8 protein-coding genes are annotated in these 11483 nt (G+C 71.8%); 6 read left to right on the top strand and 2 right to left on the bottom strand.

Features of this window, described 5'->3' with window-relative positions; genetic code table 11:
* Positions 1–171 precede the first annotated feature (171 nt).
* A complete protein-coding gene (locus H1A17_RS21640; protein ID WP_194822752.1) occupies positions 172–711 on the bottom strand; it encodes an RNA polymerase sigma factor in 540 nt (179 codons plus the stop codon).
* A gap of 161 nt (positions 712–872) precedes the next feature.
* Here H1A17_RS21640 and H1A17_RS21635 point away from each other — a divergent pair, with 161 nt between their 5' ends.
* From H1A17_RS21635 to dnaE, 3 genes are all read left to right on the top strand, one after another.
* On the top strand, positions 873–1526 hold the full coding sequence (locus H1A17_RS21635; RefSeq protein ID WP_145918878.1) for a TetR family transcriptional regulator: 654 nt from the start codon (positions 873–875) through the stop codon (positions 1524–1526).
* A gap of 10 nt (positions 1527–1536) precedes the next feature.
* Positions 1537–3117 (top strand): MDR family MFS transporter, encoded by a 1581-nt coding sequence (locus tag H1A17_RS21630; protein WP_145918879.1) that lies wholly within the window; start codon positions 1537–1539, stop codon positions 3115–3117.
* A gap of 321 nt (positions 3118–3438) precedes the next feature.
* Positions 3439–6972 carry a DNA polymerase III subunit alpha gene (gene dnaE / locus H1A17_RS21625; RefSeq protein WP_194822751.1) on the top strand — a complete coding sequence of 1178 codons (3534 nt, stop codon included), beginning with the start codon at positions 3439–3441 and terminating at the stop codon, positions 6970–6972.
* 37 nt (positions 6973–7009) lie between these two features.
* Here the strand turns inward: dnaE and H1A17_RS21620 are convergent, their stop codons facing one another.
* The gene (locus H1A17_RS21620) at positions 7010–7870 is read right to left on the bottom strand and encodes an SPFH domain-containing protein (protein ID WP_145918883.1); all 861 of its coding nucleotides are present in this window, start codon (positions 7868–7870) and stop codon (positions 7010–7012) included.
* A 152-nt stretch (positions 7871–8022) separates the two neighbouring features.
* On the opposite strand from H1A17_RS21620, the gene H1A17_RS21615 reads away from it, so the two are divergent.
* The 3 genes from H1A17_RS21615 to H1A17_RS21605 all read left to right on the top strand — a co-directional run bounded on the left by H1A17_RS21615 (position 8023) and on the right by H1A17_RS21605 (position 11475).
* Positions 8023–9060, top strand: a complete 1038-nt coding sequence (locus tag H1A17_RS21615) for an aminotransferase class V-fold PLP-dependent enzyme (protein WP_145918884.1) — start codon at positions 8023–8025, stop codon at positions 9058–9060.
* A gap of 90 nt (positions 9061–9150) precedes the next feature.
* Positions 9151–9774 carry a transcriptional regulator gene (locus H1A17_RS21610; protein ID WP_240762745.1) on the top strand — a complete coding sequence of 208 codons (624 nt, stop codon included), beginning with the start codon at positions 9151–9153 and terminating at the stop codon, positions 9772–9774.
* A gap of 135 nt (positions 9775–9909) precedes the next feature.
* Positions 9910–11475 carry an MFS transporter gene (locus tag H1A17_RS21605; RefSeq protein WP_145918885.1) on the top strand — a complete coding sequence of 522 codons (1566 nt, stop codon included), beginning with the start codon at positions 9910–9912 and terminating at the stop codon, positions 11473–11475.
* The last annotated feature ends 8 nt before the right edge of the window (positions 11476–11483 follow it).

The following is an 11483-nucleotide window of genomic DNA, read 5'->3' as shown; positions in this document are numbered from 1 at the left end:
AGCGCGCCGACGGTGGGCCGGGCCGGGCCGGACGGGGTCGGGGCCACGGTGGTCGCCCGAGTGCTCGCCGGGGTGGCCGTCGGGGGGTGGACCGGGAGCGGGGCGACCGGGGCCGCGCAGCCCGTCACCGGGAGGAGCGCCAGCGTGGCGGCCAGCCACCGGCCGGTCCGTTCAGTCACCGGTCAACCGTTCCCGGACCTGGCGGCGGGCCTGGTGGACGCGGGATTTCACGGTGCCCTCCGGCAGGTCGAGCAGGGTGGCGATCTCGCGGTAGGACAGGCCGAGCAGGTCGCGCAGGGTGAGCGCCTCGGCCGCCTCGGGGCGGACCGCGTCCAGCGCGTCGAGCAGGTCGAGCCGGGTGCCGGCGACCACACTGGTGCGTCGGGGGTCCGGTGGGTCGGGCAGCGGCACCCCACCGGCCTCGACCTGCCAGCGTCGTCGTAGCGTCCGGTACGTCGACCGGGCCCGGTTGGCGGTGAGCCGGTACAGCCAGGTGTGGAACGACGAGCGGCCCTCGAAGCGTCCGATGCCCCGGGCCACCGCGAGCAGGGCGTCCTGGCAGGCCTCCTCGGCGTCCTCCCGGTGGGGCAGCAGCCGGCCGCACAGCCGCAGCACCTCGGGGCGTACCGCCGTCAGCAGCGCGTCCAGCGCCCCCGGCTCGCCCCGGGCGGCGGTCCGGGCCAGGTCGTCGATGTCGTCCCCGAGGAGCATGGCCGTCCCCCGACCGCCGTGGTGTGGTGCCGTCGAGGCTATGCCGCCGGACCGGGCACGGTCACCCCCTGCCCTGTCCGGAATCCCCCCTGGGCAGCCCGAGTTTCATGTCACACTGCGCAAGTTTGCAGGCGCTGCACTTTTGTTCGTAGGCTCCCCCCGTGACCAATGACGAGGGACTCGGGCGGCGGGACCGCAAGAAGCGGCAGACCCGCGCCGCACTGGCCGCCGCCGCGCTGCGCCTGGTCGCCGAGCGGGGGCTGGACCAGGTCACCGTCGAGGAGATCAGCGAGGCGGCGGACGTCTCCGCCCGGACCTTCTTCAACTACTTCGCCACCAAGGACGACGCGCTGGTCGGCGACACCGCGGGCGACCGGGAACGGGTGCTGCGCGCGCTGGCCGCCGTGCCGGCGCGGGTGCCGGCGCTGGCGGCGATCCGGTCGGCCCTGTCCGGCGTGATCGACGAGGTGGAGGGTGACGCCGCGCTGTGGTTGCTGCGGATGCAGGTGGTGATGCAGCATCCGGTGCTGCTGGCCCGGCTGGTCTCCGGCAACGCGGAGACCGAGCAGGCCATGGTCGAGGCGCTCGCGGCGCGGACCGGCCGCGACCCGGACGACGGATATCCCGCCCTCGTGGTGGCGGTCACCGGGGCCGCGCTGCGCACCGCGATGGTCCGCTGGGCCACCGGCGGCGGGTCCCGTTCCCTGGCCGGGCTGCTCGACGAGGCGTTCGCCGCCGTCGCCGCCGGGCTGCCCGACCCCCGTACCCCTGACCAGCTCGGCGCGACCGCGCCGGGCGTGCATCCCACCCTGTGAGGAAACGTCCATGACCGCAACTGCCGAGTCGACACCGCCCGAGGCGGGCACCGGCCGGATGTCCCGCCGGGAGGTCCTCCAGGCCCTCTCCGGCCTGATGGTGGGCATGTTCGTGGCGATCCTCGCCTCGACGGTGGTGGCGAACGCGCTGCCGCGCATCATCGCCGAACTCAACGGCAGCCAGACCGTCTACACCTGGATCGTCACCACCGAGCTGCTGGCGATGACCGCCACCGTGCCGCTGTGGGGCAAGATGGCCGACCTCTACAGCAAGAAGCTGCTCATCCAGCTCTCGCTCGGCCTGTTCGTGGTCGGCTCGTTGATCGCCGGGCTCGCCCGCAACGTGGAGACCCTGCTGGCCAGCCGGATCGTGCAGGGCGTCGGCGCCGGCGGCATGACCGCCCTGGCGCTGATCGTCATGGCGGCCATGATCCCGCCCCGGGAACTGGGCCGGTACGCCGGCATCTTCGGCGCCGTGTTCGGCGTCGGCACGATCGCCGGCCCGCTGATCGGCGGCGTCATGGTCGACACCTCCTGGCTCGGCTGGCGCTGGTGCTTCCTGATCGGCGTGCCGTTCAGCCTGTTGTCGATCGTCCTGCTCCAGCGCACCCTGCACCTGCCGGTGGTCCGCCGCAAGGCCCGCATCGACTGGTGGGGCGCGCTGCTGATCACCGCGGGCGTGTCCACCCTGCTGGTCTGGTCGTCGCTGGCCGGGCACCGGTTCGCCTGGGCCTCGGGCTGGACCGCGCTGATGGTCGTCGGCGGGCTGGTGCTGCTGGCCCTGGCGGTCTGGGTCGAGTCGAAGGTCCCCGAGCCGATCATCCCGCTGCGGATCTTCCGCAGCCGCACCGTCACGCTGACCACGGTCGCCAGCGTGCTGGTCGGGGTGGCCCTCTTCGGCGGCACGGTGTTCCTGTCGCAGTACTTCCAGACCTCGCTGGGCAAGTCGCCGACCGTCGCCGGCCTGATGAGCCTGCCGATGATCCTCGGCCTGCTGATCTCCTCCACCGTCGCCGGTCAGCTCATCACCCGGTTCGGCCGGTGGAAGGTCTACCTGGTGGCCGGGGCGGCCGTGATGACCGTCGGCATGCTGCTGCTGAGCACCATCGACGCCGACACCGGCGTGCCGCTGCTCTCGCTCTACATGGCCGTGCTCGGCACCGGCGTGGGCATGCTCATGCAGAACCTGGTCCTCGCCGCACAGAACGACGTGCCCGCCCACGAACTCGGCGCGGCCACCTCGGTGCTGACCTTCTTCCGCAGCATGGGTGGCGCGATCGGGGTCAGCGCCCTCGGCGCGGTGCTGGCCAACCGGGTCACCGGCCTGATGACCGAACGGCTCGGCCCGGCGGCCGGCGTCACCGGCGGCGGCACCACCGAGGTGCCCGACCTCGCCGCGCTGCCCGCCCCGGTCCTGGCGATCGTGCGGGACGCGTACGCCACCGCCACCTCGGAGCTGTTCCTCATCGGTGCCCCGATCGCCCTGCTCGCCCTGGTCGCGGTCGTCTTCATCCGGGAGAAGCCGCTGCACGAGGTCAGCGGCGACGAACGGGCCGAGCAGGAGGCGGCGGCCCTGACCGCGATGCACTGATGTCGACACGACGGTCCCGGGTCCGGTCTCCGGTCCGGGACCGTCGTCATCGACCAGCGGGGGACCCTCTGGTCCGGGGAGCCACCCGTGGTCGATCGTGGAGGAGGTGGACGTCGCTGGGTGTTCGAGCCGGGACGGCCCTCGCGGTGCTCGGCGGCGGGCTTCCGGGGCCGCGCGGTGACTGTCGGTGTACGGCGTGTGGGACCGCACGACCTCCGCGTGGAGGTGTCCGCGCGGCGGGTTCAGCGGCTCCCACGGGCGGCGCTATCGTGGACCGGCCTGATCTCGTGACCCATGATCCGATCCGGGGGGACGCCACGCATGGGCGATTCGTTCGCGCATCTGCACGTGCACACCGAGTACTCGATGCTCGACGGGGCGGCCCGGTTGAAGGACCTCTTCGCCGAGGCCAACCGGTTGGGGATGCCGGCGGTGGCGATCACCGACCACGGCAACATGCACGGCGCGAACGACTTCTACAAGCAGGCGATGGCCGCCGGGGTCACCCCGATCCTGGGGGTCGAGGCGTACGTGGCGCCGGAGTCGCGCTACCACAAGGCCCGGGTCAAGTGGGGCCGGCCGGAACAGAAGAGCGACGACGTCTCGGGTAACGGCGCGATCACCCACAAGACCATGTGGGCGCGCAACGCGCAGGGCCTGAAGAACCTGTTCACCCTCAACTCCCGGGCGTCCATGGAGGGGCACTACGTCAAGTGGCCCCGGATGGACATGGAGCTGATCGCCGAGCACGCCGAGGGCATCATGGCCACCACCGGCTGCCCGTCCGGCGCGGTGCAGACCCGGCTGCGGCTGGGCCAGTTCGACGAGGCACTCAAGGTCGCCGCCTCCTACCAGGACATCTTCGGCAAGGAGAACTACTTCCTGGAGATCATGGACCACGGGCTCTCCATCGAGCAGCGGGTCCGCGACGATCTGATCACCATCGCCCGCAAGCTGGACATCCCGCCGGTGGTCACCAACGACTCGCACTACACCCACGAGGCGCAGGCCGAGGCGCACGACGTGCTGCTCTGCGTGCAGACCGGCAGCAACGTCGCCGACCCCAACCGGTTCCGCTTCGACGGCGGCGGCTACTTCGTCAAGTCCGCCGACCAGATGCGCGCCGTCGACTCCTCGGAGTTCTGGCAGCAGGGCTGCCGCAACACCCTGCTGGTGGCCGAGAAGGTCGACCCGAGCGGGATGTTCGAGTTCCACAACCTGATGCCGCGCTTCCCGGTGCCCGAGGGGGAGACCGAGGAGTCCTGGTTCCGCAAGGAGACCTTCCGGGGGCTGGCCCGCCGCTACCCCGGGGGCATCCCCGAGGGGCACGTGGTGCAGGCCGAGTACGAGCTGGGCGTCATCAACCAGATGGGCTTCCCGTCGTACTTCCTCGTGGTGGCCGACTTCATCCAGTGGGCCAAGAGCCAGGGCATCGCGGTGGGTCCCGGCCGTGGCTCGGCCGCCGGTTCGCTCGTCGCGTACGCGTTGGGCATCACCGACCTGGACCCGATCCCGCACGGGCTGATCTTCGAGCGGTTCCTCAACCCCGAGCGGGTCTCGATGCCGGATGTCGACATCGACTTCGACGAGCGTCGGCGCGGCGAGGTGATCAAGTACGTGACCGACAAGTGGGGTGAGGACAAGGTCGCCCAGATCGCCACCTTCGGCACGATCAAGGCGAAGGCCGCGATCAAGGACTCGGCCCGGGTCCTCGGCTTCCCGTACGCGGTCGGCGACCGGATCACCAAGGCGATGCCCCCGGCGGTGATGGGCAAGGACATCCCGCTCACCGGCATCTTCGACCCGAAGCACCCCCGGTACGCCGAGGCCGGCGAGATCCGTGGCCTCTACGAGACCGACCCGGACGTCCGCAAGGTGATCGACACCGCCAAGGGCATCGAGGGGCTGATCCGGCAGACCGGTGTGCACGCCGCCGGCGTGATCATGTCCGCCGAGCCGATCATCGACCACATCCCGCTGATGCGCCGGGACGCCGACGGGGTGATCATCACCCAGTTCGACTACCCGACCTGCGAGTCGCTCGGGCTGTTGAAGATGGACTTCCTCGGCCTGCGGAACCTGACGATCATCGACGACGCGGTCAAGAACATCCAGCTCAACCACGGTCGGGAACTCGACCTGCTGGGCCTGCCGCTGGACGACAAGCCCGCCTACGAGCTGCTCGCCCGGGGCGACACCCTCGGCGTGTTCCAGCTCGACGGCGGGCCGATGCGTTCGCTGCTGCGGCTGATGAAGCCGGACAACTTCGAGGACATCTCGGCCGTGCTGGCGCTCTACCGGCCCGGCCCGATGGGCGTCGATTCGCACACCAACTACGCGCTGCGCAAGAACGGCCTCCAGGAGATCACCCCGATCCACCCGGAGCTGGAGGAGCCGCTGCGGGAGATCCTCGCGCCCACCCACGGCCTGATCGTCTACCAGGAGCAGGTGCAGCGCGCCGCGCAGATCCTCGCCGGTTACACCCTCGGCCAGGCCGACCTGCTGCGCCGGGCGATGGGCAAGAAGAAGAAGGAGATCCTCGACAAGGAGTTCATCCCGTTCCGGGACGGCTGCCGCGAGCGCGGCTACTCCGACGAGGCCATCCAGGCGGTGTGGGACGTCCTGGTCCCGTTCGCCGGGTACGCCTTCAACAAGGCCCACTCCGCCGCGTACGGGCTGGTGTCGTACTGGACGGCGTACCTCAAGGCGCACTACCCGGCCGAGTACATGGCGGCGCTGCTGACCTCCGTCGGTGACGACAAGGACAAGATGGCGCTCTACCTGTCGGAGTGCCGCCGGATGCGCATCCAGGTGCTGCCGCCGGACGTGAACACCTCCGCCGGCCCGTTCACCCCGGTCGGCAAGGACATCCGGTTCGGCCTGGCCGCCGTGCGCAACGTCGGGGCGAACGTGGTCGCGGCGATCATGCGGTGCCGCGACGAGAAGGGCGAGTACGCCGACTTCTACGACTTCCTGTCCAAGGTCGACGCGGTGGTCTGCAACAAGAAGACCATCGAATCCCTGATCAAGGCCGGCGCGTTCGACTCGCTCGGGCACACCCGCAAGGGCCTGCTCGCCGTGCACGCGGACGCCATCGACGCGTTCGCCGACGTCAAGCGCAAGGAGGCCGTCGGCCAGTACGACCTGTTCGGGGCCGGCTTCGGTGACGCCGACACCGGCGGCAGCACCACCGTGATGCCGACCATCGGCGACGCCGAGTGGGACAAGCGGGACAAGCTCGCCTTCGAACGCGAGATGCTCGGCCTCTACGTCTCCGACCACCCGCTGTTCGGCCTGGAACACGTCCTGGGCGCGGCGGCCGACACCACCATCGCCGCGCTGTCGGAGGAGGGCACCGTGCCCGACGGCGCGGTGGTCACCCTGGCCGGCATCCTCTCCGGCGTGCAGCGCCGGGTCACCAAGCAGGGCCGGGCCTGGGCCTCGGCCGCCCTGGAGGACCTGGCCGGCGGGGTGGAGACGCTGTTCTTCCCGAACACCTACGAGGTGATCGGCCAGTACATCGCCGAGGACGCGATCGTGGTGGTCAAGGGCCGGGTGGACCGGCGCGACGACACCCCCCGGATCATGGCGATGGACATGTCCATGCCGGACGTCAGCAGCACCCCCGGCAGCAAGCCGGTGACGCTGACCATCCCGGTGCACCGGTGCACGCCGCCGCTGGTGGAACGGCTCAAGGAGACCCTGGTGCTGCACCCCGGCGACACCGAGGTGCACGTCAAGCTGCTCAACGGCGGCAAGGTGACCACCCTGCGGCTCGGCCCGTTCCGGGTGGCCGCCACGACCGCGCTGATGGGTGACCTCAAGAGCGTCCTCGGCCCGGCCAACGTGAGCTGACCCGCCGGGCGGCGACCACCGCCGCCCGGCGAGCCGGTCACTTGCCGCCGGTCACGATCCCCGGGTTGATGCACAGCCCGGGGGTGCTGCCGTTCTTCTCGGCGATCTCCAGGCAGCGGGACACCTTGTCGACCTTGGCGTTGGTCTCGGTGATCTGCCGTTGGATGTCGGCGTTGCGGCGGTCCTGTTCGAGGTTGCGGGTCTGGGCGAGCTTGTCCTGGAAGGCCTTGATGTTGCCCTCGGTCTTGTCGTCGTGGTTGACCCGGGTGATGGTGACGGACAGGATGTCGACGTCGCCGGAGAGCCGGCCCTCGGCGTTGCTCCGGATGCTCTCGGCGAACGGCTTGAGGTCGACGTTCAGGTTCCCCGTCCGGGCGTCGATCTTCTCCAGCGGGTTGTACGTGGCGAAGGCGTCGTTGACCGCGCTGTCGAGCTGCACCCCCACCCGCTGGCCCCGGAAGCTCTCGAAGTCGCCCTTGTAGTCCATGAACTGCTTCGGCGCGTTCTCCGGCTTGACCTGCCACTCGACCAGCACCTCGACGCAGGCGTCGGCGAGGGTGCCGGTGCGGACCCGGACGCACTGGTCGCCGCCGATGTGGTCGTACTTCTGCCGGCCGGCGTCCCACTCGCCGACCTTCTGCCAGGGTGCGACCCACTTGAGCCCGGAGCCGGTGACCTCGCCGGTCGGCTTGTTGAAGCTGGTGACGATGCCGACCGAGCGGATCGGCACGGAGTGCGCGCTGGCGCCGATCCCGAACAGCAGCGCGCCGGCCAGGCAGCCGAGCGCGACCAGCGCGGAGGTGCGCCGGACGCCCGGGTGGCGGGCGAGGAGCAGCACCGCGCCGGCGACCAGCGCCCCGATGGCGAGAATGACGGCGAACGTGAAGCCGACGGGCACGGGGCATCACCCTTCCAGGGGATCGTCGCTGTGTGGATCATCAACCTAGGTCAGCCGGTCAAGCCGGGGCCGGTCGGGTGGCCGGCCGGTGCGGGCCACCACCGGCGGATTGGTGCTGACCGGGCGCGCGGGGGTGTCACTAGCCTCGACGCATGGAGTTGGCGCAGGCACGCGAGCTGTGGCAGCCGGAACCCGGCTGGTTGAACACCGCCAGTTACGGGCTTCCGCCCGAGCCGGTCTGGACGGCGGTGCAGGAGGCGTTGGCCGACTGGCGGGTGGGGCGTACCTCCCACGAGGTGTGGGAGGAGGCGACCGGGCGGGCCCGGGAGGCGTTCGCCGGCCTGGTCGGGGTGCCGGTGACCGACGTCGCGGTCGCCGGCAGCGTGTCGCAGCTGCTCGGGCCGATCGCCGCGGCCCTGCCCGCCGGGGCCACCGTGGTCGTCCCCGAGGTCGAGTTCACCGCCAACCTCTTCCCCTGGCTGGTGCAGGAGGAACGCGGGGTGCGGGTGCGCACCGTGCCGCTGGCCGGCCTGTGCGACGCGATCGACGCCGGCACCGATCTGGTCGCGTTCAGCCTGGTGCAGTCCGCCGACGGGGCCGTCGCCCCGTATGCCGGGATCGTGGCCGCGGCCCGCGCGCACGACGCGCTGGTGGTGGTGGACGCCACCCAGGCGTGCGGGTGGCTGCCGTTCGACGCGGCGCTGGCCGACGCGGTCGCGGTCGGGACGTACAAGTGGCTGGTGTCGCCGCGCGGCTCGGCGCTGGCCTATCTGGCCCCGGGGCTGCGCGAGCGGATGCGTCCGGACGCGGCCGGCTGGTTCGCGGCCAAGGAGCCGCTGTCCACCTACTACGGTCCGCCGCTGCGGCTGGCCGACGACGCCCGCCGGTTCGACAGCTCCCCGGCCTGGTTCAGCTGGGTGGGCACCGCCCCGGCGTTGGAGCTGGTCGCCGCGCTCGGCCCGGCGGCGATCGGGGCGTACGACGTGGCGTTGGCGAACCGGTTCCTGGCCGGGCTGGGCCGGCCGCCGGGGCACAGCGCGATCGTCGCGGTGGAGGTGCCCGAGGCGCGGCAGCGGCTGGCGCGTGCCGGGGTCCGGGCGGCGGTGCGCGCCGGGCAGGTCCGGGTCGCGTTCCACCTCTACACCACCGAGGCGGACGTGGACCTGGCGTTGGAGGCGCTCACCGGCTGAACCACCGCAGTTTTTCCCCGGCGGCGCATCCGAACCGCCCCGTCCGGGCGAACCCCCTGGTAACGGTGTCCTACCCGGGGGGTGCGTCTGGTGTTGTCGGATCCGATGCCGGTCGAGGTCGTCGAGACGGCCCACAAGCGGCTCTCGGCCGCCGCCGAGGACCTCGACGCGAACCTGGTGGCCGCGCTGGTGCTGGAGTTCGCCGCCGACGCCGGGGTGGCGGCGGTGTGGGAGGCGGTGTGCGTACCGCTGCTGGCCGGGCTGCGGGGGCGCGACGCCGCCGAGATCGCCGTCGAGCACGCCCTGTCCGAGGGCATCCGGATCGGGCTGGACGTGCACCGGCGTGTCCCCGGCCGGCGGTTGCGCACCGACGGGGTGCTGCTCGCCGGGGCCGAGAACGAGGCGCACTGCCTGGGCCTGCACGCGGTGGCCGCCGCGCTGCGCGAGCAGGGTCGGGGCTGCCTGCACCTGGGGCCGGCGCTGCCCTGGGTGGCGCTGGGCTCCGCCGTGCTGCGGGCCCGCCCGCGGATCGTGGTGGTCTGGTCGCAGACGCCGGTCACCGGTCGCGCGTACCGTCTGGTCCGCTTCGGCCGCGACTTCCCGGGGGTACGGGTGTACGCCGCCGGGCCGGGCTGGATCGAGCCCCTCGCGCCCCCGTCGACCCGGCTGACCAGCTTCTCCGCCGCCCTGGCCGCCTGCGCCCCGCCGGTTTGACCGGGTGACCCCCACCACATTCGATACGAACCGGTGTCGTATCGAAACATGTGGCTCGTAAGGTGAATGTCGTTACGAGTCTGACCCGTTCCGTATTTCAGCGGCGCGGGTGAACCGGGGGGAGCACCGGAGCGTATGCAACCGCACGAGAACACCGGACATCCGAGACGATGGGCGATCCTCGGCGTGCTGGTGGTCAGCCTGCTCGTCGTCGTCCTCGACAACACCATCCTCAACGTCGCCCTGCGTACCCTGGCCGACCCGGTGCACGGCCTCGGGGCCAGCCAGGGCGAGCTGGAATGGGCGATCAACTCCTACACCCTCGTCTTCGCCGGCCTGCTGTTCACCTTCGGCGTCCTCGGCGACCGGGCCGGCCGTCGCCGGTTCCTGCTCATCGGCCTGGTCCTGTTCGGCCTGTCGTCCCTGCTGTCGGCGTACGCGCAGAACCCCGGCCAGCTGATCGCGGCCCGCGCCCTGATGGGCATCGGCGGGGCGGCGATCATGCCGGTCACCCTGTCGATCATCTCCAACGTCTTCGACCCCCGGGAACGGGGCCGCGCCATCGGCGTCTGGGCCGGCGCGGTCGGCCTGGCGGTGGCGATCGGCCCGATTCTCGGCGGCGCGCTGCTGGAGCACTTCTGGTGGGGCTCGGTCTTCCTGATCAACGTGCCGGTGGTGGCGCTCGGGGTGCTGCTGGTGGCCCTGCTGGTGCCCGAGTCGCGGGACCCCAGGCCGGGCCGGGTCGACATCCTCGGCGTGCTGCTCTCGGTCGTCGGCCTGGTCGCGCTGACCTACGGCATCATCGACGGCGGCGAGCACGGCTTCGGCCGGCCGACCGTGTGGGCCGCGATCCTCGGCGGGGTGGCGGTGCTGGCCTGGTTCGTCGCGCACGAACGGCGCAGCGACCACCCCTCGCTGGACGTACGGCTGTTCCGGGTGCCCCGGTTCGCCGCCCCGGTGGCGATCGTCGGCCTGGTCTTCTTCGCCGCCATGGGCGTGATGTTCTTCAGCTCGTTCTACATGCAGCTCGTCCGGGGCTACAGCCCGCTGGAGACCGGCCTGTTCTTCCTGCCGTTCGCCGGGGCGCAGCTGGTCTTCGCACCGCGCAGCGCCGCCATGGTGCGCCGGTACGGCGGCCGGGCGGTCGCCACGGTCGGCCTCGCGCTGACCGCCGTGGCGCTGGCCGCGTTCGCCTTCATCGACGCCACCACGCCGATCTGGGTGGTGCTGGTGGCCTTCTTCCTCCAGGGTGTCGGGATGGCGAACATCATGCCGCCGGCCACCGAGTCGATCATGTCGGCGCTGCCCCGGGAGAAGGCCGGCGTCGGCTCGGCGGTGAGCAACACCGTCCGCCAGGTCGCCGGTGCGCTGGGCGTCGCGGTGCTCGGCTCGGTGCTCTCCGCGGTCTACCGGGAGGACATCGCCACGGCCGCCGACGCCCTGCCCGCACCGGCCCGGGAGGCGGCCACCGAGTCGGTCTCCGGGGCGTACGCGGCGGCGGCGCAGCTCGGCCCGGCGGCCCCGCGGCTGATCGCGGCGGCCAACGACGCCTTCGTCTCGGCCATGCACTGGGCGGCGGCGATCTCCGCCGTGGTGGCCGCCCTCGGCATCATCATCGTGCTGCGCTGGATGCCGGGCCGGCCCGACGCGGCCGTCACCGCCACGCCGGTGGCGGAGCGGGAATTGGCCGGAACCACGTAGGTTCGCAG

This window comes from Micromonospora sp. S-DT3-3-22 (assembly GCF_015354745.1).
Classification (GTDB): Bacteria; Actinomycetota; Actinomycetes; order Mycobacteriales; family Micromonosporaceae; genus Micromonospora; species Micromonospora wenchangensis.
The sequence above is the reverse complement of the archived record's forward strand: the minus strand, read 5'-3'. Positions and strand labels throughout refer to the sequence as shown.

Excerpts from the sequence above, each read along its gene's own strand:
- H1A17_RS21615 (WP_145918884.1), top strand. The coding sequence starts at position 8,023 with ATGGAGTTGGCGCAGGCACGCGAGCTGTGGCAGCCGGAACCCGGCTGG.
- H1A17_RS21605 (WP_145918885.1), top strand. The coding sequence starts at position 9,910 with ATGCAACCGCACGAGAACACCGGACATCCGAGACGATGGGCGATCCTC.
- H1A17_RS21630 (WP_145918879.1), top strand. The coding sequence starts at position 1,537 with ATGACCGCAACTGCCGAGTCGACACCGCCCGAGGCGGGCACCGGCCGG.
- H1A17_RS21640 (WP_194822752.1), bottom strand. The coding sequence starts at position 711 with ATGCTCCTCGGGGACGACATCGACGACCTGGCCCGGACCGCCGCCCGG.
- dnaE (WP_194822751.1), top strand. The coding sequence starts at position 3,439 with ATGGGCGATTCGTTCGCGCATCTGCACGTGCACACCGAGTACTCGATG.